The sequence below is a fragment of the Flavobacterium sp. genome (assembly GCF_027483985.1).
GTDB lineage: Bacteria > Bacteroidota > Bacteroidia > Flavobacteriales > Flavobacteriaceae > Flavobacterium.
On record NZ_JAIXTJ010000043.1, the window covers coordinates 35789 to 62774 of the forward strand.

9 protein-coding genes are annotated in these 26986 nt (G+C 37.3%); 8 read left to right on the forward strand and 1 reads right to left on the reverse strand.

Going from position 1 to position 26986, the window contains the following annotated elements; genetic code table 11:
• The first annotated feature begins 14 nt into the window (after window positions 1–14).
• The 4 genes from Q0050_RS11600 (at window position 15) to Q0050_RS11615 (ending at window position 3487) form a co-directional block, all read left to right on the forward strand.
• Window positions 15–953: a glycosyltransferase family 2 protein gene (locus tag Q0050_RS11600; RefSeq protein WP_298395821.1), complete on the forward strand. Its 939-nt coding sequence runs from the start codon at window positions 15–17 to the stop codon at window positions 951–953.
• Complete coding sequence (locus Q0050_RS11605; protein WP_298395824.1) at window positions 943–1731, forward strand: hypothetical protein; 789 nt, start codon at window positions 943–945, stop codon at window positions 1729–1731. The genes Q0050_RS11600 and Q0050_RS11605 overlap by 11 nt, the downstream gene beginning before the upstream one ends.
• Before the next feature lie 50 nt (window positions 1732–1781).
• Window positions 1782–2915 (forward strand): dTDP-4-amino-4,6-dideoxygalactose transaminase, encoded by a 1134-nt coding sequence (gene rffA / locus Q0050_RS11610; protein WP_298395827.1) that lies wholly within the window; start codon window positions 1782–1784, stop codon window positions 2913–2915.
• Between the two features lie 335 nt (window positions 2916–3250).
• Window positions 3251–3487 carry a hypothetical protein gene (locus Q0050_RS11615; RefSeq protein WP_298395830.1) on the forward strand — a complete coding sequence of 79 codons (237 nt, stop codon included), beginning with the start codon at window positions 3251–3253 and terminating at the stop codon, window positions 3485–3487.
• On the opposite strand, the gene Q0050_RS11620 is transcribed toward Q0050_RS11615, so the two are convergent.
• Complete coding sequence (locus Q0050_RS11620; RefSeq protein WP_298395833.1) at window positions 3467–4222, reverse strand: hypothetical protein; 756 nt, start codon at window positions 4220–4222, stop codon at window positions 3467–3469. The genes Q0050_RS11615 and Q0050_RS11620 overlap by 21 nt on opposite strands.
• A 351-nt stretch (window positions 4223–4573) precedes the next feature.
• Between Q0050_RS11620 and Q0050_RS11625 the strand changes: the two genes are divergently transcribed.
• From Q0050_RS11625 to Q0050_RS11640, 4 genes are all read left to right on the forward strand, one after another.
• Window positions 4574–10414 carry a choice-of-anchor J domain-containing protein gene (locus tag Q0050_RS11625; protein WP_298395836.1) on the forward strand — a complete coding sequence of 1947 codons (5841 nt, stop codon included), beginning with the start codon at window positions 4574–4576 and terminating at the stop codon, window positions 10412–10414.
• 387 nt (window positions 10415–10801) lie between these two features.
• Window positions 10802–11164 carry a hypothetical protein gene (locus Q0050_RS11630; protein WP_298395839.1) on the forward strand — a complete coding sequence of 121 codons (363 nt, stop codon included), beginning with the start codon at window positions 10802–10804 and terminating at the stop codon, window positions 11162–11164.
• 364 nt (window positions 11165–11528) lie between these two features.
• A complete protein-coding gene (locus tag Q0050_RS11635) occupies window positions 11529–16997 on the forward strand; it encodes a GEVED domain-containing protein (RefSeq protein ID WP_298395842.1) in 5469 nt (1822 codons plus the stop codon).
• A 202-nt stretch (window positions 16998–17199) separates the two neighbouring features.
• Window positions 17200–26976: a GEVED domain-containing protein gene (locus Q0050_RS11640; protein WP_298395844.1), complete on the forward strand. Its 9777-nt coding sequence runs from the start codon at window positions 17200–17202 to the stop codon at window positions 26974–26976.
• The last annotated feature ends 10 nt before the right edge of the window (window positions 26977–26986 follow it).

The window sequence follows — 26986 nt, forward strand, 5'->3', positions numbered from 1 at the left end:
CTATTAGGGCGATTATGATTGATATACCGCATGTTTCTTTAGTAAGTCCGGTTTACAGAGCCGAGAAGATTCTCGACCAATTGGTTGCGGAATTAGTAGCGGTAATGCAACAGTTGAATTGTACGTATGAAATTATATTGGTAGACGATCGAAGTCCAGATAATTCTTGGAAAGTTATGCAAGAACTTTCACGACAAAATCCTAATGTAAAAAGTATTCGTTTGAGTCGCAATTTTGGACAACATCCTGCAATTATGGCGGGATTATCTTGTGCGAAAGGTGAGTGGGTTGTTGTTATGGATTGTGATTTGCAAGACCAACCCAAAGAAATCCTTTCGCTTTATGCCAAAGCCATTGAAGGATTTGATATTGTTTTGGCGAGAAGAATCCATCGACAAGACGGGTTTTTTAAGCGACTTAGTTCTAAGTTATTTTCTATTGCTTATAGCTATCTTACAGAATCTAAATTTGATAGCACTATTGCTAATTTTGGTATCTTTAATAAAAAAGTCATTGCTTCGGTTTTGACTATGCAAGATTACATTAAGTCTTTTCCTTTATTTGTGAATTGGGTAGGTTTTAGCTCTACAGCTATTTCAGTAGAACACGCTCCGAGAGCTTCTGGAACTTCCACTTATACGCTTTCCAAATTGTTGAGTTTGGCTTTTAATACTATTATTTCTTTTTCTAATAAACCGTTGAAGTTATTTGTAAAATTAGGATTACTTATCTCGATGTTTTCGTTTTTAGTAGGTCTATATACTATTTACAGGTATTTTAACGGAGAAATTTCGGTAATGGGTTATAGTTCTTTACTTGTGTCTATTTGGTTCTTCTCTGGTATTATAATCACTATTATTGGCATTGTAGGTATCTATATTGGTAAAATATTTGACCAAGCTAAAGACCGACCTTCTTTCATTATTGATAAAACTATAAATTATGACCTATAGTAACGTAGCTGCAGAAGAATTTTACATCGGAAAAAATACTATAATTGATCCCACTGCTAGTATTAGAGGTATCAACGGTAAGGCCAAAAAAATTGTTATTGGCGATAATTGCTACATTGGCGCTAATGTTCAAATTATTTGTGACGACTTTTCTTTAGGAGATTATTCTAAAATACAACACGATACCAACATACACGGTTATTTGCCCTGTCATATTGGACACAACGCGTGGATTGGACAGTTTACCATCATTGATTCTATTGGTGGTACGACCATTGGAAATAATTGTGGTATTGGTGCGCATTCCCAAATTTGGAGCCATATTAAATTTGGTGATACTCTTGAAGGTTGTCGTTTTTTGACCGAAAAACCTATGGTTATTGGTAACGATGTTTGGTTTGTAGGACATTGCATTGTGTCTCCGATCACGGCACAAGATAAATCAATGGCTATGGTTGGATCGGTTGTAACCAAAGATATGGTTTATAATGAAATTTATGCGGGTTCACCAGCAAAATCCATTTCAGATAAAATAGGATTTCAATTTAATGAGGTTTCTTTGACTACTAAATTAGAAAAGATGCAATCCTATTTGAACGAATGGAATTCAGATTGTAAATCTATCAAAATTATTTCGGATGTTTCTGAAATCGATTGGAACCAAGAACTAACATATTTTAATGTTGCTGATCGTACTTATACTAAACGAAGTACCGATGAAGAGATGAGTTTTATGAAATTTTTATTACCTGCTAAAGGTAAATTTATTCCGGTTTAGCGCTTTTTTGTTTCGTTTAATACTATTTGTTTTCCTCCAAAATACTACCTATGATTCCATTCAACAAACCTTATCTTACGGGAAAAGAAACCCATTATATTTATGATGCCGTAAACTCGGGTAAAATTTCGGGTAACGGAAAATATACTCAGATGTGTCAAACCTATTTTGAAGAACATTATGGCTTCAAGAAAGTTTTGTTGACTACTTCTTGTACGGATGCGCTTGAAATGACCGCGATGTTAGCTAATATTCAGGAAGGCGATGAGGTTATTGTACCCAGTTATACGTTTGTGTCTACTGCTATAGCGTTTGTTAGGCAAGGTGCAACCATTATTTTTGCTGATTCTTATTCTGATAATCCGAATATTGATGCTACGAAGTTAGAAGCTTTAATTACTCCAAAAACCAAAGCCATTGTTCCGGTTCATTATGCAGGTGTTGCTTGTGATATGGATACTATAATGGACTTGGCAGATCGTTATAACTTGCTGGTTTTTGAAGATGCAGCGCAGGCTATTGATAGTTATTACATTTCAAAAGATGGAACCAAAAAAGCTTTGGGAAGTATTGGCCATATGGCTGCATTTTCTTTTCACGAAACCAAAAATATCATTTCGGGAGAAGGTGGTATGTTGACTATTAATGACGAACGTTTTATTCCAAGAGCCGAAATTATTTGGGAAAAAGGAACAAATAGAGCGGAATTTTTTAGAGGTGAAGTCAATAAGTATGGTTGGGTAGATACGGGTTCGTCTTTTTTGCCGTCAGAAGTTATTGCTGCTTTTTTATGGGCGCAAATTGAAACTATTTCGAGTATTCAAGAAAAGCGTATAGCGTTATGGAATAGGTACTATGATGGGCTTAAAAATAATGCTGCTGTTGGGTTGCCCAATGTTCCTGATTATGCTACTAATAATGGGCATATGTTTTATATTGTTGCTGCCAATTTGGAGCACCGAACGCAATTGATTGCTACTTTGAAAGCCCACGGATTTCTTTCCGTTTTTCATTATATTTCTCTTCATTCTAGTGACTATTATACTTCAAAGCACGATGGAAGGGATTTGGTTTGTTCTGATAAATTTACTGATTGTTTGTTACGCTTGCCACTGTTTTTTGAATTGGAACCTGCTGCTGTTGAGGCCATTGTTTCTTTGATTATTGCTGCTAGTCCGGTTTAGTGGGATTCTTTGGTTGTTGGAATGACAAAATGGGGTGGAGTTTCTGGAGGGATTCTTCGTTTTTTGGAATGATAAATTGGGTTGGATGTGTTTTGGTTGAGTTTCTTTGTGGAGTTTCTTTTTGGAGTTTCTGGTGGGATTCTTCCTGCGTCAGAATGACAAATTGGGGCGGAGTTTCTTTGTGGAGTTTCTAGTGGGATTCTTTCCTTGTTGGAATGACAAATTGGGGTGGAGTTTCTTTGTGGAGTTTCTGGTGGGATTCTTTCTTCGTCAGAATGACAAATTGGGGTGGAGTTTCTTTGGTTAGTTTCTAGTGGGATTCTTTCCTTGTTGGAATGACAAATTGGGGTGGAGTTTCGTTGGTTAGTTTCTGGTGGGATTCTTCCTTCGGCAGAATGACAAATTGGGGTGGAGTTTCTTTGGTTGGTTTCTGGTGGGATTCTTCCTTCGTCAGAATGACAAATTGGGGTGGAGTTTCTTTGTGGAGTTTCTGGTGGGATTCTTACTTTGTTGGAATGACAGATTGGGGTGGATTTGTTTTTAAGTTGTTGCTATTTGCACCAAATTATTGATATGGTGTTGTTTATTCTTTTTAGTTCTTTGGTGGTTTTTCTGTGTTTTATTGAGAAGCCTATGAATAGGAAGGTTACTTGTAGGTGGTTGCCTTCTGGGATGGCTGTTTTTATTTTTAGATTGCTTGGTTTTTCTTCTTTTTCAAAAATTATTTCTTCACTATAAATTGTTGTGAATTTATTTTCTACATAATTCCAATTGGTTCTTGCTATTGCTATATGGGCGAATTCGGCTTCTTCTGGCCAGTCTAGGTGTTTGCTTGGGTGGAATTTTGGTATGGTGCATTCACTGGTTTCTTCGTTCCAGTGCCACTTGGCTTTTAAAACTTTTTTTAGTGGTCTTGCTTTATTGCCTTCAAAACCAACAAAATAATCTTTGGCATCACTCGATTTCATTCCGATTTCTACGGTTCTTTCGCCTGGTTGGTTTTCGGTGTCTTCGTTCATTACGTCCAACATTAATCTGTTGGTTCTTCCTGCGAAGCTTCCGTCTTTTGCTCTTTTGAATAGGTACAAGGCAGTAAACCTAAAATTTTTTGCTTTTATTGTACATCTTCCAAACTCTTTGCCGTGGTTTCTTGCTTTTGTAAAGACTGGATTTTGCATGAATTCTTTTGATGAAACTCCTGTTTTGCCTTTGGCTCTTACATAATTATTTTCTTTTTCTTTATCCATATAAAAGTTCAAATCTCCTATGGTTCCTACAATTTTAAATGGTGCAATTACTCTAGCCATACCTTAGTTTGTTGTTTATTAATTGAATAAGTTGATTTTTTTTTAACGTAATATGGTTTTAAATATTGTTGCTTTTTTGTTTTTTTTATTACACAATGTTGGTGAAATTCCTTACGTATTTTCTAAAGCAAAAAGAGAAAACTTTTTTTGTTATTCGTTTGCTAATTTTGTTTTAATTAATGTATTTCATCGGATTTTATTGTTTATAATCGAATAAATTACGAGTTCTATGGGCACTATGTTAAAATATGTTATTTTAGTCGAGTCATACTTCTAACTGTTATTTATTCAAATAGTTAGGTGTAGTCAAAGTGTTGTTTTTAATGTGTCATTGTAGTCTCGTAAATACTAATGTTGCCAAGAAAAAAAAATACGTTTACTTCTTTTATCGTTGCTTTATTGTTGGTTCTATTTGGAACTACTAGTGCTATTGCGCAAGTAAATGCTTATACTTTAACCCAATCTGTTGTTGGTTTTACACCTTTGCCTGTTACAGCCACAACGGCTATTGCGGCACCTTGGGATAATTCGGGAGCTATTCAAGTGCCTATAGGGTTTACTTTTAATTACGACAGTGTTAATTTTACCCAATGTTATATTAGTCCGAATGGTTTTATCACTTTTGGAACTGTTGTACCATCGGCCGTTAATTATACTCCACTATCTGATAATACGACTTATAATGGTGCTATTGGTGGAGGTGTTATTAGTGCTTTAGGAACTGATTTGGTTTCTAGTGTTTCGAATCCGGCAGCTATTGTTTATGCAGTAGAAGGCGTTGCACCTAACCGAACTTTTATTGTGCAATGGACGCGTGCTAATAGAAAAGCAGCTGTTGGTGATTTGGATTTTCAAATTCGTTTGTCAGAAACCACTAATGAGATTCTGCTAGTTTATGGCAATTGTGATACTACTTTATCGACTACTACGGTGAACGTTCAAGTTGGTTTGCGTGGTCAGAATAGTGATTTCAATCAAGGTAATGTCTTTAATCGATTTCAGGGAAGTAACCAATTATGGAGCGTTACCGGTGCTACTGTTAATGGTACGTTAAATAATCATACCTTGTTAACGAATCCTTCTGCGTTTCCTCCGTTTGGTTTTCAATATTTGTATGTTCCTGGTCCGCCTTGCGTCACACCGCCTAGTCAAGCTACCGGTTTAATTATTGGAGGCACAGGCATAACAAGTAATTCCTTTTTAGGAAATACGTTTACTGCGGCTAATCCTGCACCTTCTAAATATTTAATTGTAAGAAGTACTGTCAATACGCCACCAACTTCTGCCACTTTTATCAATAGAAACATTTATAATGTAGGTTTTAATTATGGTGCTGCTCCTGTTTATAGAGTGGTTGCTAATTCTAATTTGACTACCTTTAATCAGACCGGATTAACTTCAGGAACCACCTATTATTATTGGGTGATTTCTTTTAATGAAAAATGTGCAGGAGGTCCGTTTTATAATTTAGTTGATCCGTTATTTGGATCGGCAACGACTTGTTTTCAATCGGCTGTAGCCAATGCTGCTGTGGCTGTTGGAGGAAACGAATTTACTGCCAATTGGAATCCAGTAGCAGGTGCAACAGGTTATGCTCTTGATATCTCAACGAGTTCTGCTTTTACCACTTTTTTACCGGGTTATAATAATTTGATTTTGGGTTCTGGTGTTACCTCTCAAGTGGTATCGGGATTGTTGCCTTTTACAACTTATTATTATAGAGTGAGAGCTCTTGGTCCGGGTTGTATAATTAATAGTAATACCATCACGGTTGCAACGACCTGTGGTTTTTATACCATTCCGTATGTTCAAAATTTCGATTTGACGCCAGTTGGCAGCGTTCCTACCTGTTTTTCGGTTTTGAATGCTAATGCCGATACGAATCAATGGCGTACTCAGTCCTTGAATTTTGCTTCAGCTTCTCGTTCTATTCAAATAGATAAGAATGCTACCGTTGATATGAACGATTGGTTTTTTCTACCTGGTTTGAGTTTAACCGGAGGAGTTTCTTATCGATTAAAGTTTAGTTATAATACCGGTAATACAGCTTCTAATTCTGAAAATTTATCTGTGTTGTACGGGACTAGTCAATCAGTAGCAGGAATGACTACTACATTAACTACCTTAACTTCTTTTGATAATAGTTTCTACGAGACTACACAAGTTGATTTTACACCTCTAAACTCTGGTGTGTTTTATATTGGTTTTAGAGGCAATAGTATTGCTAACCAAACTTACATAGTTATTGACGATATTAGTGTGACGCCATCGCCTTCTTGTATTGAACCTACGGAGGTGCTCACAACTGCAATTACATCAACTACAACAAGTTTGAGTTGGATTCCTTCGACTATTCCACCCGCATTAGGTTATGAGTATTTTCTATCTACAACTGCAACACCACCTACCGCATTAACGGTACCCACTGGTTCTGTTGGAGCAGGAGTAACTACTTTAAATTTGACCGGTTTGAATCCAAGTACAAGTTATTATATTTGGATTCGAGGTAATTGTTCTTCTTCTGATAAGAGTGTTTGGTCGGTTGAAGAAACGTTTAATACGGAGTGTTCTACTCCAATAATAACTTCTACAATTGCGGCAACAAGATGTGGTTATGGAACAGTGAATTTGGTTGCGAATCCGAGTTCTGGTTCTTCCATTCGTTGGTTTGATTCGATGACTAGCGGTGCTCAGGTTGGTTCAGGAACAACTTTTACGACAGCACCATTAAGTGCTACTACCACATATTATGCTGAGGCTAGAGCATTTGGAGCTATAGTAAAGTTAGGTCCATCCAATCCAACCACTCAATTGGGTGTTAAAGGACTTCAGAATTATCAAGGTTTTGTGAATTTTACCGTTCATACGGTAACTTCTCTACAATCTGTAGATATCTTTCCCATAGCATCTGGACAGGCAGGAAAATTGGTTATTCGAAATTCTGCCAATATTACTTTAGCTAGTTTTAATTTTACTACGTCTGTTGCAGGTGGATCTACCTTGCAGCAAATTATAATGAATTATAATTTACTTCCGGGCGTATATAATTTATATTTTGATACGTTACCTGCTTCAGGATTGCGTATGAATACTACCAATTCGTCCTATCCTTATGTGTCTTCAGTAGCTAGTATCGAAGGCAATAGTATTGATGGCAATTTTAATTTGGGTGCTTATAATTGGAGGTTTACCACAGAATGTTTATCGGGTAGAGTTCCGGTAACAGCTACTGTTTCTGCTCCACCAGCTTTAAGTTTGAGTGCTTCTACTTTGACTATATGTGAAAATGAAACTACATCATTAGTTAGCGTATTTGGTGGTTCCTCTTATGATAGTTTGGTTTGGTCGCCTTCTACAGGTGTTTCAGGATCGGTTGCAGCAGGATTTACTTTTAATCCAACGGTTACTACTACCTATGTCTTGTTGGCTAATCAAACCACAGGTGCACAGTGTGGTAATTTAGCTACTTTGACCGTGGTAGTTAATCAAGCGCCGCCGATTGTTTCCATACTTCCTGTTAATCCTTCCATTTGTCAAGGAACGGTGCAGCCTTTATTAGGAAGTACGAGCATCGCTAGTCCAGCAGTATTGATTAATGAAAATTTTAATGCTCCGACCAATAATTGGGTTGTAGCAAATAGTTCTACTGGCGGCAATACTTTGGCGTCGCAATGGACTTTGAGGCCAGCAGGCTATAATTACATTAATGGTTTTGGTTGGAATGTTACTTTCAATAGTAATGATAATTCCCAATTTTATTTAGCCAATTCTGATTCGCAAAGTGGTACCGCGGGTACGATTACAAGAACTACTTTAACTTCGCCTTCCTTTAATTTGGAAGGATTTACGTCAGCGAATTTGAGTTTTTATCATTATATTAATGCTATTGCGTTTGATAAATTTGAAGTACAAATCACTTCTGACAATGGCGTTACTTGGACTAATTTACAAAACTATACTGTTTTGCAAGGCGGACCAGGTGCTTTTTCTAATGTGGTTATAGACTTAGCGGCTTATTTAGGCTTGCCTGATTTAAAGATTCGTTTTAATTATTTTTCAAATTGGGGTTACTGTTGGGCTTTGGATAATGTAAGAGTAGCAGGAACTTTGACCGCTGCTTTAACCTGGTCTCCGATTACTGATTTATATTCTGATCCAGCAGGAACAATACCTTATGTTGCCAATACGCCTGCCACTGTTGTTTATTCAAAACCAACGAATACCATAACTTATACGGCCACTTTAACTGGGTCTAATGGTTGTTTGCGAGTTGTTACTAACACGTTGACTGTTTCACCACAAACTGTTGCTGGAGTGCTTTCCAGTGACCAATCCATTTGTACTGGAACACCTGCAAATAATCTTGTTTTGACGGGAAGTGTGGGAAGTATTTTGCGATGGGAATATGCTAATGATGCTGCTTTTACCTCTGGAGTAACTACCATTGCTAATACCACAACCATCTTAACTCCAGCGCAAATGGGTGTCTTTGCAACCATTCGTTATTTTAGAGCAGTTGTTAGAAGTGGTGTGTGTAGTCAACTTTATTCTAATGTGGTTTTTGTAGCTTTTTATTCCACTACTTGGAATGGTACCTCTTGGAGTAATGGTGTGCCTAATGCTACTACAAGAGCTATATTTGCTGGTAATTATACATCGACTGGTGATTTATATGCTTGTTCTGTTCGTGTAAGCGCAGGAACGGTTACTTTTAATGCTAATCATTCGTTGGTAGTCACCAATGATGTTACGGTTGTAGCAGGCGCTTTGATTTTTAATACTACTTCAAGTTTGGTTCAATTGAATAATGCTGCGGTTAATGCCGGGAATATTACTTACCGACGATCTGCTATGCCTATGACTAAATTTGATTATACTTATTGGTCTTCTCCTGTAGCGAATCAAGTGTTGTCTACCTTTTCGCCTTTGACTCCATCAGATAAATTTTTTGAATTTAGTCCAGCCCTTGGAAATTGGTCCAATGTAGCTCCGAGTTCCGGTATGGCTTTGGGTAAAGGATATATTATTCGCGCTCCTAATAATTATAGTTTGGTTACGCCTTCGGTATATAATGCAAGTTTTGTTGGTGTACCTAATAATGGTATTATTACAACTCCGGTTTCGGTTGCTGCAAGTACTTTTAATTTGTTAGGAAATCCTTATCCAAGTGCTGTGAGTGCTGATTTATTTTTATCCGATCCTTTAAATGTTGGTGTAGTGGATGCTTCTATTTATTTGTGGACGCACAACACTCCAATTTTGGCGGGTCAGTATACTAATAATGATTATGCGATTTATAATTATTTAGGAGGAACAGGAACCAGTTCGGCACCTAATACGGGCATTAATAACACTGTTCCAAATGGCAAAATTGCTTCAGGGCAAGGATTTTTTGTTAAAGGATTAGCAAGCGGCGTGGCAACCTTTAGAAATGCTATGCGTTTGGTTGGAGATAACAATCAGTTTTTTAGAATGCAAGCGCCGACTGTAGGAACAGGTTCGGTATTAACTTCGATTGAAAAACATAGGATTTGGCTTGATATTGTTAATGATCAAGGCAATTACAAGCAGACTTTAGTTGGTTATGCTACGAATGCGACTATGGGAATTGATCGTGGTTATGATAGTGATTATCTTAATGTTGGGAATCCTGTTTCTTTATATTCGTTAGCTCCAACGTTGTCTACTTTATCTATACAAGGACGTTCTTTGCCTTTTTCTGATTTGGATGAGGTGCCTTTAGGATTTTATACCGCTTCTTCGGGAGAATTTACTATTAATCTGTATGATTTTGATGGGTTGTTTTTGAATCAATCTATTTATTTGAAGGATAAAGTTACCGATATTATTCACGATTTGAAACAGTCTTCTTATGTGTTTAGATCAAATGCAGGAACGTTTAACGAACGTTTTGTTTTAGTGTATCGCAATGGTGCGTTGTCTGTTTCTTCTGCTTCTTTTAATAGCGATGCTATAGTTTTATATAAACCTGCGCAAGAGCTTTTTATTGATTCGGGTGCTGCTCTTATGCAGTCGATTAGAGTGTTTGATGTTCGAGGAAGGCTATTGCTTGAAAAGAAGGACATTAACGCGACTAGAACTTCTTTTGATGCTGGTACTACCAACCAGGTTTTATTGATTGAGATTACTTCTAGTGACGGATTGAAGGTTACTAAGAAGTACGTTAATTAGTGATTAGTCCTTAGTGATTAGTCCTTAGTGATTAGTCCTTAGTGATTGGTTCTTAGTGATTAGTAATTAGTTTTCTGTTTCAGTTTTTTTTGGAGTTTCTTTGGTTAGTTTCTTGTGGGATGTTTCCTTTGTCAACATGACAAATTGGGGTGGAGTTTCTTTGTGGAGTTTCTTTGTTGAGTTTTGCTGTTGAGTTTCGTTGGTTGGTTTCTGGTGGGATGTTTTCTTCTTTTTTTGATATTGTTTGGTTGGTTCTAGATTAAATACCTCTTTTATAGACTAATTACCTGCAAGGTGGGTTATAACGAGTTTTGGTGCTATTCATCGAATATATTTTATTTCTCGTTGTTGCGGCTGTAGTTTTGCTCCAGAAATTAAAACAAAGCAATGAATACAACGACTCCATCAACATCATTTATCTCTGAAAACAGAATGTTTTTAGTTATTCTTTTTGTTGTGTTTTTATTATCAAGTGTTCAAACGTTTGGTCAGACTTCTGTCACTGCTGAGGTTTGTGAGACTACTGCTGTTTCTGTTGTAACTGAATCGGCTGTTGCTTTTGAATCAGATGTTGATTTTGTGAATTGGTTTATGGGTTCTAAACAAACTCAAAATATTAACAGATCTTCTGAATCTGCTACTAAAATTTCTACAAAAAAACAGATTATTTCTTCGGGTGTTACGCCAAACAAAGTGCTTTACAGAACTTTTATGAAACGTGTACTTAGTCAAGAAATAGCTATCGCTTGAGTTAGGTTAGAATCAATATAGTTAGGTTAGTTTAGAAAAAAAGCTTCTCCATTTTTGGGAAGCTTTTTTTGTATCTTTTACTTTTTTGTGGTACTCTTTATTACTATCTATATAATAGGTGTTAAATTATTGAAAAATTATAATTATCAAAATAGACTACCAATTTGTTCCATATTATATTAATGAGCGTATTTCTTACTTTTGAATTGGTGTGTTTTTAAATGTAACGTGTTTTTTATCGATTATATAATGCATTTTGTCGATTTATCAGTTAGACAGTTACTTATATCAAAATTTTACAAAAAAATAATGTATTTTTATACACTTAATTAAGTTTATAATTGTATCCCAAAATAAAAATGCTATGATAGTATCATTACTTGAAAAACTAACAACTACTTTTTTTAAAACTACTGCGATTAAAACCCTACTTTTAGTTGTATTAGGTCTTTTTACCACAATTAGTGTAACTGGACAGGTGAGTTCGTATACAGTAACTGCAGTAACAAATGCATATGCCCCGTTGCCCTCTCCTGTTGGAGGTGCTAATAAGATCGCACTTTCATCAACATCTACGGCAACAGATGATCAGATTATGGCATTGCCATTGCCTTTTAATTTTACCTTTAATGGTGCTACTTATCCTGCATTGACCAATGTCCAAGTTTCGATGAATGGTTTTATGACTTTCGGAGCTACATTGCCAAGTACCACTAATTATATTCCTTTATCAAGTACTGAAGCTTATGCAGGTGCAATTGCTGTTTATGGAAGAGATATGGATTTGTTGGTTCCAAATAATGCAGCCATTAATGTTTCATATATTGTAACTGGAACAAGTCCGAATAGAATATTAAAAGTTGATTGGGGTATTAGAAGATCTAATGGTGCCTTAACTGGTTTGGATACAGGCAATATGCAAATGCAAATTTGGCTTTATGAGACATCAAATATTGTTGAGTTGCATTACAATAACTTTGCTCCAAATGGTAATGGAACCGGACAGATTGGTTTAAGAGGAAGTAGTAATGCTGATTTTAAAAATTTTGCTTTTCCCACTCCTACGACTGACTGGCCTACGACAATACTACCTGCGGGTTCAGCTAATGGCGATTTAGTAAGAATTAAACCAACACCTGGTATTATTGCGATGGGAAGTGCTAGATCTTTCCGTTTTACGCCTGATCCTTGTCCGAGTCCTTCTTCCGTTACTGTTTCTGGTGTAGCTATTACTACAGCTAATGTTAACTTTGTGGCACCTTCGGTTGCTCCATCAAATGGTTATGTTTATGAGGTTAGAACTAGTGGTTTGCCAGGAAGTGGTGCAACAGGTTTAGCACAAAGTGGTACTGTTCCGTCTAATCCTTTTACGATTAGTAGTTTAATAGGTAATACGACATATCGAGTTTATGTTCGTTCTTTTTGCGGTGGAAGTACTTTTGGTTCTTGGGTTGCCTCAACTCCTTTTACTACTTTTTGTTCTGCTGTGAATACGGCTTATATTGAAGATTTTGATCCTTTTAGTAATCCTTATACTGCTCCGGCTATTCCGCCTTGTACTACAAGACAAAATACTTTGGGTAATCAATGGGTTACAACAACAGGTCCTGTGGGTGCGAATTTTTTAAGTGAACATTTGATTTATAATTTCCATCCTGTGGAAGCGGCTAATGCTTGGTTTTACACACGAGGAATTAATTTGATTGCTGGAAATGAGTATACTATAGATTATTTGTATGGAGGTTCTTCTCAAAATACTTTGATAACCAATAAACTTGAGGTAAAATATGGTTTAGCTCCAACGGCTAGTGCTATGGTTTATCCAGTAGATAATCATCCGGTTATTAAAACTTCAAACTTCAATAATATTGTAAACTTTACTGCACCGACAACAGGTGTATATTATTTTGGTTTCCACGCTTATTCTGATGCCAATAATGGTGAGATTTATTTAGATGATATTCAGGTTTATGATTCAAATTGTAAGAAACCAACTGGTTTAACTGTTCCTCCTGCTTTAGTTTCTTTTAATAGTGCTTTAGTTTCGTGGACAGCTCCTTCGCCAGCTCCAGGAGGAGGTTATACTTACTTTTTAAGTACTACCAATCCTGTTAAAACAGCTGGTTCATTTGTGATTGGAGCTACTTATGTGATTACCGCTGTGAATACTACCAATTTTACATTAATAGGAGCTAGTTCGAATACTGTTGGTACAGCTTTTATCGCTACTGGTGTAGGAACTGGAACTGGAACTGCTACTGAGCAATTATCTAATAATGCCGCAGGAACAGGTACTGTTGGGGCAGGTGCTACTGTAGCCAACTTGTCTGGTTTAACTCCGTCAACCACTTATTATTTTTGGGTAAGAGGCAACTGTTCAGCAGGATATAACAGTCAGTGGTCTGATTATGTAACTTTTACTACAGCAATTGCTCCGCCTACTTATTGTTCGCCATCAGGTGGAGGAAATACTCAAGATCCGAATGGTATTACTAATGTAACTATGGGTACGATTAATAATACTACAGGTATTGAGGCAAATAATTATGGAAACTATTCTAGTTTGAGTACGAATGTGGCTCAAGGTGCTACTATTCCTGTGAATATAACTTTTGGAACAGGATTTACTTATGATACTAACATTTGGGTGGATTGGAATAATGATGGTGATTTTGATGATGCTGGCGAATCGGTTTACACCGGAGTTTCAGCTGCTCCGAATCCATCGACTTTAAATGCTAGTTTTACTGTTCCTTTGGCTCAGCCACTTGGACCGAGACGTATGCGTATTGGAGGTATTGACGCCCCAACTTTTACAGGAGGACCTTTAACGCCTTGTAGAGTGGGTGCATATCAAGCCTATGAAGATTATTCTATTAATGTTGTTGTTGCACCGCCAGCTTTAACATTAAGTTCTAACACTAGTACCCAATGCGCTAATATTGCATCGCCTTTAGTAACAATTACTGCGGGTCTTGCAGATTATGACACATTTTCTTGGAGTCCACCAGGTGGTGTTACGGGTACACCAGCATCAGGATATACCTTTAGAAATACTTCAAATACTACTTATACTTTAACAGCGAATCAAACAAGCGGTGCTTTTAGTACGAATTCTGTTTCTTTTGTTTATGTTGCTAATGATGTTCCTACACCGATAACAATTACTGCACCATCTGGTACGGTATCTTGTGCTGGTGGCGCGGGAATTCCATTAACAGCTTCTGGAGGAGTAGTTTCAAATATTACCATTTTCAATGAAGATTTTAACTCTGGATTAGGAGCTTGGACTACTTCAAATACTTCGTCAGGAGGAGCAAATGCTGCTGCACCAGCTTGGACTGTACGTCCAAATGGTTCTGCGGTTTCGTTTTCTACTCTATTTAGTAATGATAATTCTCAGTTTGTGGTTTCTAATTCCGATGCACAAGGAGGAACACCTTCGCCGAGTGTTACGCGTACTTCAATGGTATCGCCAGCGATTAATTTAACTGGATACCAAACGGCTTCTTTAAGTTTTTATCACTTTTTTAATTGGTTTGCAGCGAGTGATATTGCTACTGTAGATGTTTCGACTTCAGCAACAGGACCTTGGACTTCTTTAAATAGTTATACTGCTGATCAAGGAACTGCTTCTAACTTTGCTTTGGCCATTGTTAATTTGAATGCTTACGTCGGTCAGACTATCTATATTCGTTTTAATTATCAATCCAACTGGGGTTGGTGGTGGGCACTTGACAATGTAAAAGTTGCTGGTAGTGCTACCTCTTCAATTGTTTGGACGCCAGTGACTGGACTGTTTAATGATGCAGCAGCTACTTCGCCCTATGTAGCAGGTACTGGTGCTAATACTGTTTATGCTAGTACAGCCGTGCCGACTACTTATACTGCTTCTGCTAGCACACCTGGTCCAACAATTTGTTCTGCTACAAATACAGTGTCTGTGACAGTAGCTTCGGTTACTGCAGGAACGGCTTCAAGTAATCAAACTATTTGTTCGGGAGCTCCTGCTAATTTAACCGTAAGTGGTGCTGTTGGAACGGTTTTAAGATGGCAGTATTCTAACACCTTAGCTTTTACTACTCCAATTGATATTCCTACAAGTGCTTCTACGACCTTAACTTCTGCACAAATGGGTTCATTGAATGCTACAAGATATTACAGAGCAGTAGTTTCTAATGGTGGTTGTACAGGATTTTCAAATGTAGTTACGATTACCTTACTTGATACCACTTGGGATGGTTCGGGTTGGAGTAATGGTACGCCAAGTGCCAGTGTGGCAGCTGTTTTTGATGGCGATTACACTTCAACAGGAGATTTGACGGCTTGTTCGGTATTTATTTCTAGTGGTGATGTTATTTTTATGCCAGGACATTCTTTGATTGTTCAAAACGCAGTTAATACTTCTGGAGGTACTTTGACATTTGAAAATAATGCTAGTTTGGTACAAGTGGTAAATGGTGTTTCTAATACGGGACCAATTACTTATAAACGTAATACTACACCTGTTAGAAAATTTGATTATACTTATTGGTCTTCGCCAGTTGCGCCACAAACTATGGTTGCATTTTCACCTTTGACTCAATATGATAAATATTATTCTTTTAACCCAGCTATTAATCAATATGTGAGCGAGCCGAGTACTAATTTAATGATCGCCGGTAAAGGTTACATTATCCGTGCTCCAAATACCCACGATCCGATTACCCCATCTATCTTTAATGGAGTTTTTGCTGGTGTACCTAATAATGGTGTTATTAATGCACCAATTGTACTAGGTGCTACAGATGTGAACTTGATTGGTAATCCTTATCCGAGTGCTATTGATATTGACTTATTCTTTGATTTCAATGGAATCACAACAGGTACAGGAGTAGTTGATAAAACTATCTACTTGTGGACACATAATACTATTATTACTAACAACAATTATACTAATAGTGACTATGCAGTATATAATTATATGGGAGGTGTTGGTACGTCTGGTGCTCCGGGAGCTAACAATGCTGTACCAAATGGTAATGTTGCTGCTGGTCAAGGGTTCTTTATAAAAGGTTTCTTGAATGGAAATGCTGTGTTCAATAATTCAATGCGTATAACAGGAAATAACAATCAGTTTTTTAGATATAACAATTCGGCTACTTCAGTTAATGCGGGTAATAAGAGTCGCGTTTGGTTAGAATTGTTTAATAATCAAGGTGCTTACAAGCAAACGCTTGTTGGTTATGCTGCTGGTGCTACAGATGCTTATGATAGTGGTTATGATGGTGATGTTGTGAATGCAGGAAACGCTGTAAATTTCTATTCTACTTTAGGAACTCAAAATTTAGCTATACAAGGTCGTGGTTTACCTTTTAATGAAAATGACGTTGTGCCTTTAGGTTATAGCAGTACTGCTGCTGGTTCGTTTGAAATTAAATTGTCTAATTTTGATGGTATTTTTGATACTCAAAAAGTGTTTTTAGAAGATAAGTTATTAAATGTGATGCACAATTTAAAACTTAGTAATTATGCTTTTACTACTAATGCTGGTACTTTTAACGATCGTTTTGTTTTACGATTTACTTCAAGTGCTTTAGCTGTTGTAGATCAAACTTTTACCGAGGAGAGTTTGTTAGTTGTAAAAGAAAATCAAACTATCCATTTGAATTCTTCTTTAACTCCGATGAAGTCGATTCAAGTTTATGATATCAGAGGCAGTTTATTGTATTCTAACAATGCTGTTAATGCTACTGATTTTAAAATTACTTCTCTTCATTCTTCGCAACAAGTATTGTTGGTGAATGTTGTTTCTACTGATGGGATATTAGTAACAAAGAAGTTAATTTTTTAAAAATATCTTTTTAAAAAGCCCATACAAATTGCATTTGTATGGGCTTTTTTTGTTTTTTCCTATTTGTATTACAAAATGCGACAGCTAAGTATGTACTTTATCGATTTTTTTGGTAAATACATCGGTTTTGCATTTCAAGTGTTAAATTATTATTAATATTATTTATATCTTAACCCATTAATTAACCCAATTTTTTTAAATTATGATGAATAACTACAATTCTCTGAGTTATCGAATGTTTTCGAAACTCAGCTCGCAGGAGCCGGAAGTAGTTGGGAACTCTCCCAATACTCGAGGTAAAACGCGAACGTCGTGGTTTGTGAATTTGATTATGTTTATTGCCGTACTTTTAGTAGGTAATACCATTTACTCGCAAACTACTTTAATTAGTCCAGCTGGTGACGGAGGATTTAATAATGGTGCAACATTTGCTGCAAATGGTTGGACTGTTTCGAATTCGGCTTCTGTAAATCAGTTTGTGGTAGGTACAGCTGTTTCAAGCGGTGCTATTACCGGTAATTCCGCATTCATTAGTAATACGGGAGGTACATCGAATGGTTATAGCAATGTGGACAATACATTAAACTATTTTTATAGAGATGTAACTGTACCAGCAGGTGAAAATGTTATCAATTTAACATTTAATTGGATTAGTAATGGTGAATCGACATGGGATGCTATCCAAGTTTTTGCAGCTCCAACTACTATTACGCCTGTAGGTACAACAACTTATCCTGGTAATGGTTTGGCGGTTGTGCCAGCAGGAATAGCAGGAGCTACTTTCGTAGGTTCTTGTAATCTAGCTACAACCACTCAATCGTCTACTTTCTACATTCCAGGATCTTTTTCGGGCACAACCTTTAGGTTAATTTTTGCGTGGAAAAACGATAATAGTACAGGTACTAATCCTGCAGGAACGATTGATAATATATCTCTTGTTTCAAGAACTGCAGCTACATTTGTTTCAGCTGCGACTGGAAACTGGTCTGCTGGCGCTACTTGGGTCGGTGGTATTGCCCCAACACCAATTGATAGTGCTATTATTTCTAATGGTCATACAGTTACTATTGATGCTACTGGATTGTCTATCAATAATTTAACAATTGGAGGTGGAGCATCTGGTATCTTGACATACGGTACAACTCCAACAGCTTTTAGTGTTAATGGTAGTCTTACGGTTTCTACAGGAGGATTATTTAACGTATTTAATGGTACCACTGGTAAAACACTAAATGTAGCTGGTAATATAGTAAATGATGGAAGGATCGATGTTTCTGTGGGGACAACAACTGCTGGGCAATTGGTTCTTAATGGTAGTACTGTTCAAAGTGTTACCGGTTCTGGTGCTTTTGGTGGTACAGTTACTGCAACAGGCACAACCAATACAGCAGGTGTTATTAGAAATTTAGTTTTTTCTAATACAAACATTGCTACTCCAAATGTTAATTGGTCTTTTAATAACATACGCGTTGCGTATAATTTAACGTTAACTGCTGCTAGAATTAATTTAGGAACTAATAAATTAGTTTTTGGTAATTATGCTGCTGGAAATACATTAACAGCTGCTGTCGGCACAGGTTTCTTGCCTGGTGCTAGATTTGCTCGATGGTGGACAACATCTGCTGTAGGAACTACCGTTACTGCAGGGAGTGATCCTACAGGAACAACTAGTAGGTATCCATTTTTAACGGCTTCTGGTGCTACTAGAGCGATGTATATTTCAAGATCTTCTGCTACTGTAACAGGTAATACTGCTGGAGAATTGACTGTTGCATATGCTGATGCTACTACTGTAACTTCTGGTTTGTCAGTAGTTGACGGTACTTATACTATTACTGACCGTTATGATGGTAATTGGACTGTAACGGCTGAAGCTGGTTATGTTTATGCTTCTGGAACACATACTGCTGTAGCTTTAGCTAATGGTTCATATGTTGGGTCAAATGGAAATTCTCGCATTATGTTGGCTTCTGGTCCTTTTGGTGGAACACATCAAAACGGTACAGTTACCCCAGGTGCTCAACGAATAGGTTTAACTACTGCACAATTAACAGCTGGTGCTTTATACGTTGGAGCTAATACTGCTGATATTTCTCAACCATGTGCCGGAACTCCATCTGGAGGAACAGTGTCTGCTTCGAACATTTCTGCATGTAATGGCATTGTTCCATCTCCAGTTACTGTTTCTGGATTTTCAACAGGAGTTACAGGTATTACTTTGCAATGGGAAGAGTCTGATGATAATGGTGTTGCAGATGCTTGGGCAAATGCCGTAGGAGGTTCTGGGGCTCTAACTGCTACTTATACCCCACCTATTTTAACTGGTACGCGTTATTATAGATTGAAAGTTACTTGTTCAAATTCAGGTTTATCAGGATTTTCTAATGTTGTAACGTATTCACTAGTAGGTTGTGATTTCAATGTAGCAAGAAGCACTGGAATTACCTTCAATTCAATTCAAAGTTCGGGTACTGCTTTAACAGGCTTTAGTTCTTTAGATGATAGTAGTTCATCTGCCACGAATATTGGATTTAATTTCTTTTATAAAGGAACAAATTATACACAATTTGTTGCTAATACCAATGGTTTTATTGGACTAGGTTCTTCAACAAGTTCATCATTTACAAATAGCTTATCTACTGGTGTTAATATCATAGCTCCGTTTTGGGATGATTTATTTGTTACTGGTGGAGTTCCTGTTGCACAGATAGGTACTTTTATTAAATATCAATTAGATGGTGTTGCACCGAATAGAGTGCTTACTGTTGAATGGATTGGAATGGAGCGATTTTCTTATCCTGGTCCTAACTTGAATTTTCAGGCAAAATTGTATGAAACTTCAAATAAAATTGAGTTATTATATGGTTCGATGGAATCTCAAAATGGTACTACACCTAATTCAAATGTTACACCTTATACCTATTCCGTTGGTTTAGCTGGTCCATCTGGGACTGGTACTTTCAGAACGTTAGCGTTGTTAGGTGAAAACTCTGTTGCTTTTGGAGCAACTGATCCAACATCATTAGCAGTTGATACAGAGTGTAATTCAAAATATACGTTTGAAGCAGCGACAGCTTTTTCAGGAACATCGACTTTTGCTTACACAGCTCCTGTCAATGATAATGTAGCTGGTGCAATTTTACTACCAGTAAATTCATCACCATGTGTTAATTTATGTGGTACTTATTATACTACCGGCAGTGCAACTGCATCACCACAGCCCTCTACGTGCACCACTGCACCGGATGATGACGTTTGGTTTAGCTTTGTTGCACCTGCTTCAGGTCAAGTTACAATTTCTGTAAAAGGCGCTACTGGTTTTGATGCCGTAGTTTCATTGACAGACAATTTATTTGCAAATCTTGCTGGTTTTGGTTGCGTTAATGCAACTACAGGAGCCACTAATTTTGGTCAAACTGAAACCTTAGATCCGGTTGGATTAACTCCAGGAGCTACTTACTACCTTAGAGTTTCTCATAATGGAAGTGGATTTGGAACAAGATCAGGTTTTTCTATATGTGTGAGTGATTCACTTATTGCTAATCCATTGAATGATAATCCTTGTGGTGCTGTTGTTATAACACCTGGGGCTTTATCAACCTGTAATGCTTATGTTGATACAACAGCTCCTTCATCGTCTGTAAGTAGCACAACAAGTTTAATTGGTGCTACCTTCACTACAACAAATGGTGTTGTTGCTCCAGCTTGTACAGGTGCTAGTTCTCCAATAAGAGATGTTTGGTTCAAGTTTACAGCTTCTTCTACAACGCATGGTGTAACAGTTACTGCTGTTCCTGGATTTGACGTTGCAGTTGAAGGATTCAGTGCAGCTTCAGGTACTTGCGGTACTTCTGACCTACTATTGACGCCACTAGGTTGTGTTAATGGAGTAGGTACAGGAGGTACAGAACAAGTTATCTTTACAACTGTTGCTGGTACAGATTATTATTTAAGAGTTTACCGTCATCCAGCAGGATTTTCAGGTGCTCCTGTTAATAATAGTCAGTTTTCAATTTGTGTTTTCAGTCCTGCGCCAGTTTGTACGACTAATTCTTCACCAGCAAATGCTGCAACAGGTGTGAGTATTACTCCAACATTAACTTGGGCTGCAGCTACCTATGCAACAAGTTATGATATTTATTTAGGTACTGTTTCAGGACCAACCACATTATTAGCTAATTCTACAACTACATCTTATACTGTAACTCCTGCTCAAGCATTATTAGGTTTGACGCAGTACTTCTGGTATGTTGTTCCTAAAAATGCTAACGGTGCTCCAACTTGTGGTGCTTTAAATCAAACTAGCTTTACAACACAAACTGCATGTACTGTTCCGTCAGGATTGACAGCTACAGGATATTCAACTGCTTCGAATACGGTAAATTTAGCTTGGTTAGCTCCAACTATCGGTTCTTCACCACTTGGTTATGAATATGCAGTTACCAATTCTGCCACTCCACCAACTTCTGGAACTTTTACTACTGATTTAAATTTATCAGGATTTAGTGTTATGCCAGATTTGACTTATTATTTACACGTAAGGACTGCTTGTACACTTGGTTCAGATTACAGTTCTTGGGCTTCTATATCTTTCATAACAGGATATTGTCCATCTACAGGTGGTGCTTCCGCGTCTTACTACATTAATAATTTTTCAACGACTGGTGGTATCGCTAATATTTCTAATTTGAATACAGGCTTAGCGGCTAATGGTTATCAAAATGCTACTGCACAATTTGTTTCTCAAGTTGCTGGAGGTACTGTTAATTTTGCTATCACATCAGATACAGGTCTATCAGATTATGGTTATGCGATTTTTATTGATTGGAATAATGATTTAGATTTCACTGATGCAGGTGAAACAGTTTATAATTCTGGTGAGTATTTATTTGGTACGTCTGGAAATTTTGTTGTTCCAGCGGGTCAGGCTTTAGGAAACTATCGCATGAGAGTTGTATCTAACTTTTTAGCTACTTCGCCATCTTCTTGTAATACGGCTATTTCAGGTGAGACAGAAGATTATACTTTTAGAGTTGTGCCACAACCTATTGTAATAGCTAGTTTTACTCCAATTGATACTTGCGAATATGACTTAAGTACAACAGTTGTAACTTTAACAGGTTCAAACTTTACTAATGCAACTTCGGTTACATTAAATGGTACTTCTGTAGCTTATACAGTTGTTAATAATACTACAATTACAGTTACGTTAAGTTCTGGTTTAACTACTGGCACTTTTACGGTTACTAATGCTCTAACATCAGGTACAAGTTCAGCTGTTTTCACAGTTAAAACTGCTCCTGTAATCAATCCTATTACTGGAGGAGATTCTTTATGTATGCCGGAAACTTTGACGCTTGCAACTACTACACCAGGAGCCATCTGGTCTTCTGCTAATCCATCAATCGCTACTGTTGTTGGTGGTGTTGTAACAGGTGTTTCAGCTGGTCAAGCTACAATTAATTTAAGTTTAACTATAGATGGTTGTACAACTACAATTTCTAAAGTTATTACTGTTAATGAGCCGATAGCTAATTTAACTTCGCCTCAAAATGTTAGTACTTTAACGGGAACAAATGCTGTCTTTAGTAGTTCTGCTACTGGTACAGGTGTTTCCTTTGTATGGCAAGAATCAACAGATGGAGGTTCTACTTTTGCTGATATTGTTATTTCTGCACCTTACAGTGTAGCTACAACTACTGCTTCTGGTGTAGTAACTTCGACTTTGACCATTACTGCTGTTCCAGGTGGTGATGCACCAGCTGGATATAATGGAAGATATTACAGAGCTAGAGTTTTAGCTACCGCACCTTGTTTAGATGTGTTGGAAGAAAACTTAGTTGCTGCTATGTTATCTGTAGGAAATACAGGTATCGTTCAAGGTCCAGTTTCCAATTCTCCAGCAATATGTAACACAGGTTCTACAAGTTTTTCAGTTCAAGCATCGGGTGATGTAGATGGTTACCAATGGTACTTGGATAGAAATGATGGAAATGGAGCTGTTTTAATTACTAATGGTTTAGTAGCTAACGGCATTACTTATTCTATTTCTGCTTTTGATGTTACTCCGGGTTCACCAAGTAATTTAAATTCAACTTTATCCTTATCAGGTGTTGATTTTAACAATGGTGTTAATGGATATTTATATTATGTAGTAGTACAAGGTCCTGCTCAGAGTCCTAATACTATGTTAAATCCTGCAACTTTAAATGTTGGTGAAGGCGTTTCTATAAGCGAAATGAATCAACCAGTTAGTCTGACTAAGTGTAGACCTTTTGGTTCTGCTACTGATACCGCTCAATTTACTGTTACACCATCTGGTTCAGTAGGAGTTATTCAATGGCAAGTGTACAATGGTACTGCTTGGGTAAATACAGGAGCTCCTGGAGCTACTTTAACTGTTAATTTAACTAGTGCTAATCAAGCTGGAGTTACTACTTATAGAGCTATGGTGAATGGTCAAGGATCTTGTCCAGAAATCTACTCAAATGAGGTTACTTTGACTTTATCGCAACCTACAATTACTGTTACGCCAAGTTCTGCTAGCTACTGTGTTCCAGGTTCACCAGTAAGTTTGACTGCCTCTGGAGCATCAACTTATACTTGGTCTCCTGCTGCAGGTTTATCTGCAACGACAGGAGCTACAGTAACTGCTTCGCCTTCAGTTAATACTACTTATACCGTAGTTGGTACTGATGCTTCAGGTTGTATTAATTCTACTACTGTAAATATTGTAGTAGGTGCTGCTGTTGGTGCGCAAGCAATAGCTTCTAATAACACAGTTTGTGCTGATGCCTCAGTTCAATTAACTGCAAATGGAAGTCAGTTATTTACAACACCAAGTGTTACTAATTATAATTTTACAGCTACTACTGGTGCATATACGCAAGTAAGCGCTGCAGCAACTCGATTAACTACAGTAGAAGCTGATGCAGTAATCAGTGCTACTCAAAATATTGGATTTACATTCAATTATGGCGGAGTTAACTATACACAGTTTAAAATGTCTTCAGATGGTTATATTTCTTTAAATCCATCTGCAACTAATACAGCTACAAATAATTTATCTACAGCGAATGCTGCTTTACGTCCAATTATTGCTCCGTTATGGGATGATTTAGATGGTAAAGCCACAGGTGGTTCTTATGCTGGTTTCGAAGTAACAGGTATTGCTCCAAATAGAGTATTAACTGTTGAATGGAGAAACTGGGAGTGGAATTGGTTATCTTCTACACCAGTAATAAGCTTTCAAGCTAAGTTATATGAATCTAGTAATAGAATTGAATTTGCTTACCGCTCAGAAACTGGGGCAGTAAGTTCTGGTTCTGCTACGATTGGGATTGGTGCGCCAACGGGTAATGGTGCTAATAGTTACTTAAACTTGACTAGTGTAACAACACCAGCTGTTAGTAGTACTACTTCAACTACAAGTTTAGCGGCAAAACCTGCAACAGGTACTGTTTATAGTTTTGTGCCAAATAACACGCCAACTTTCACTTATGCTTGGTCTTCAGTTCCAGCTGGATTTACTTCTACTGCAGCAAATCCAACAGTGAATCCAAACACAACTACAACTTATACAGTTGTTGTCTCTTCACCAAGTGGATGTTCTGCAATGGCCTCTACAACTGTAAATGTTGTTGATGGTGCAACAATTGCAACTCAACCTACAGCTTTGAGTCAATGTGCGGGAACACCAGCTACTTTCTCAGTAGTTGCTACAGGTCCGAGTTTGACCTACCAATGGCGTAAAAATGGTTTGAATATTTCAGGAGCGACTGCTGCTACTTATTCAATTCCATCTATTGTTGAAGCTGATGAAGCTTCTTATGATGTTGTTATTACTCCATTATGTGGTGCTGTAGTAATTTCTAATGCTGTTGCATTAGTTGTGAATGAAGTTCCAACTGCAGTAGCAACTGCGGGTAGTTTAACATGTGAGGGTACTACTTTAACTTTAACAGGTACTACAACAAACGGAACTATTTTCTCTTGGACTGGTCCAAATGGATTTACTTCATCATTACAAAACCCAAGCATTTCTAATGTTACATTAGCGGCATCTGGAGTTTATAGCTTTACTGCTAGTACAGTTGATGGATGTTCTGCAACGGGTACAACTACTGTTACTGTAAGTGTAAACCCAGCACCAGTTGTAACTAACTCTGGTAGTTTAACAACTGCTTGTGTGGGTGAGATTAAAACTCTAACAGCCTCTGTTGCGCCTGCACCAGCCTCTACTAGTTTGTCTTTTGGTACGAACTTAGTATCATCAGGTACGGGAACTGCATCATTTCCAGTGACTTTGTCAGGTATACCTGCTGGAGCTGTAATTACAGGTGCTCAGTTGGTATTGAATAATGTTGCTGCGATTGGTGCATCATGGAGAAGTGAAATTAGAGTAGCTTTATCAGGTGCTTATACCTTAGCTCCAACGCAAATATCAACTTTAGGATCTGGTGGTACCATTACACCTAATCCGGTTATTAATTTAGCTGGATTTAATGCTACGTCTGGTGTCGTAAATTTATTATTGACTGAAACCCTTGATGATAGTGGTGATGATGCAACTTTTGGATCTGTTCAATTAGTTGTTAATTATCAAATTGTTTCAGGAATTGTTTGGTCTCCAACAGCTGGATTGTATACTGATATTGAAGCTACTGTACCTTATACAGGAACTCCAACAAATACTGTATACTCTAAAATTGATGCGCCTGTTACTTATACAGCAACAGCTTCTACACCAGCAGGTTGTAGTAGAGGCACTGCGAAATCATTTACCATTGCTACTTCTGGATGTCCAGCGACAACTACTCTTGCTCCAGCAAGTTGTGGTGTTACTTTAGCAGGCTGGTATTCAACAGTTACTGCTACTTGGTATAATTTTGCTCAAGGGTATAAATTTAGAATTACTAAAGTTGATAATGTAACTAATGTGCCACTTGCAAATCCAATTGTAATTGAGCGTCCAGTTAATAATATTTCGTTATCTAACGTACCGAATACTACTTATAATTCTCGCTATATGTTTGAAGTTTCTGTTAAATTAAATGGTGCTTATCAGCCTTTCTATGGCGCACCATGTTATGTAAACACACCTAATCCAGTATCTACTATTGGAGCACAGTGTGGTACTACATTGACTACAATGAACCAGTTTATTTCAGCTACAGCTATACCAAACGTTACGGCTTATAGATTTAGAGTGACTAGAGTAGTAGGTGGTGTTCCAACAGGAGCTTCGCAAGAAACTACTCAACCGTCTAATAAATTTAATATGACCCAATTGAGCGGTATTTTATTTGCAAGTACTTATAGAGTAGAGGTTTCGTTAAGAAACACTGATGGTACTTTCTTACCATATAACGTACCTTGTGATATCAATACACCAGCTTATCCTACTACACAAGTAAGAACGGTTCAGTGTAATAACTATCAAGTAGTAAGTAACTCTGAGTTAATTATTGCAGATGGTGTAGCAGGTGCTACTCAGTACCGTTTCAGAGTTTACGATGGAGCAGGATATGATACGTTCTATGATAATACGATTAACCGTTTTACATTGAATAATTTCCCTGGATTAATTCCAAATGGTGAACTTTATTCTGTACAAGTTGCGGTTAGATTACCAAACGAACCAGACTTTGGTCCTTTTAGCAAAGTGTGTACTTTTAGAACACCAATGCAAGCAAGAACTATTAGAGATGATGTACAATTAGAAGTGGCAAATACTTTTGAGGCTTTGGCTTATCCAAACCCATTTGCAGCTAACTTCAAGTTGGATGTTAAAACTAACAGCGAAGCAAGTATCCAAGTTAGAGTTTATGACATGATTGGAAAATTAGTAGAAGATCGAATGATAAATGCTTCTGACATTCAAGAATTTGAATTAGGAAACCAATATCCTTCAGGAGTTTACAACGTGATTGTATCTCAAGATGCTAATACTAAAACATTACGTGTTATTAAACGATAGTTTATAAGTC